2 protein-coding genes are annotated in these 1483 nt (G+C 38.1%); both read right to left on the bottom strand.

All coding sequences use genetic code 11. The annotated features are described in order from the left end of the window. Nucleotides 1-315 precede the first annotated feature (315 nt). Complete coding sequence (locus SMIDD26_RS02290; protein ID WP_061438781.1) at nucleotides 316-678, bottom strand: N-acetylmuramoyl-L-alanine amidase family protein; 363 nt, start codon at nucleotides 676-678, stop codon at nucleotides 316-318. A gap of 256 nt (nucleotides 679-934) precedes the next feature. Continuing rightward, on the bottom strand, nucleotides 935-1483 hold a 549-nt coding region (locus SMIDD26_RS02285), incomplete at its 5' end, for an LPXTG cell wall anchor domain-containing protein (RefSeq protein WP_134990108.1).

The raw sequence follows: 1483 nt of genomic DNA, 5'->3' as shown, positions 1-1483 counted from the left end.
CCAAAAAAACTCTCTACCACAAAAAAGATAGAGAGTTTTTAGTTTAAATATATAATTTCAAAATATCGACGACATCGCTTCTTTTCTTAACCTTATAGAGCTTGATTCCCTATTTCTTGCACCTTCTGGGGTTCCTTATTTTCCAATCTAAAGTACATCTAAACCTCCTCGAAAACAACGCATAATATCAAGGTTTTCCAATACCTGATACTGTACTATGCGTTTTTCTGATTTTAAAGATTTTTTTCCAGTCTCTAGATTTTGGCTTTTCTTCAATCCACTACAATTGACAAAAATCCTACTTATTGATTGGTATTATACCCATTCACCATTTGCATTTACAGTATATCCATCTACTGTTGTGTCAACTGCTAAAGCTCCTGAACTGTAGGCATAGTACCATTTACCAGAAACTGTAAACCATCCTGTTTTCATAGTCCCTGAATTGTTTAGATAATACCATCTACCATTTTCTTGTAACCATCCTGTAGCCATTGCTCCTGATTGATTCAAATAGTACCATGTACCATTATCTTTTACCCAACCAGTTTGCATTAATCCTGAATTATCAAAACGATACCATGTTCCATTTATTTGCTTCCATTCATTTACAATGTAAGAATTATCTTCGAGCTGATAGAACCAATGAACATCTTTTTCACTCCACTCCTCTGCCACACTATTTGATAACGTATTACCTTTTATTTACTAAATTGTTCATTCATTTTTTCTAACTCTTGCTATCTTTGATTTCTATCATCGATAAATTAAAACATTCTTATAGGTCGTCTAAGAATGGACTTCCTGCATAACATCTCTTGTTAGAACATTCGCTACGCAGGAAATCTATCTTTTAAAGACGCCTTATCTTAAAGCTTAAAACACTTGTATCTCGACTTTTGAGATTTTCCAATATTTCAAATCCAATTTTCAACTACGATTCTTCTTCTTTTCTTTTGCCGACATATAGGCTTAATAAAATGCCGCTGCCTAAAAGAATTGATAGATGATCTGTTGTTGTACCTGTTTTCGGTAATTCTCCATTTGGATGCTCATTAACTGTAATAGAGATTTCTGGAGGATTTATCGGTTGATTTGGTGTTGTTCCTGGCGTTAGTACACCTGGGTTTGGTGTCGGTGTACCTCCTGGTGTTGGTGCACCTGGATTTCTGTCCGGTGTACCTCCCGGTGTTGGTGCGCCTGGATTTCTGTCCGGTGTACCTCCTGGCGTTGGTGCGCCTGGGTTTGGATTCGTTGAATTCTCTGGCGTATTAGGTATTTCTCCAGTGTATTCTGGTAGTTCATGAACTGGTGGTTTCGGCATTTCTGGAACTTCATCTGGATTTGGCGTTGGCTTCGGTGTTGGTGCGCCTGGGTTTGGATTCGTTGAATTTTCTCTTGTTGGTTTGAGTGGTGTTGAATCGCTTGGTTTGTCATTGCATCCACATTTACCATCGCGTCCATCACGTCCATCGCGTCCGTC

This window comes from Streptococcus mitis, assembly GCF_001579035.1.
GTDB classification, from domain to species: domain Bacteria; phylum Bacillota; class Bacilli; order Lactobacillales; family Streptococcaceae; genus Streptococcus; species Streptococcus mitis_J.
Note: the sequence above shows the minus strand (reverse complement) of the source record. Positions and strands in the feature narration are given on the sequence as shown.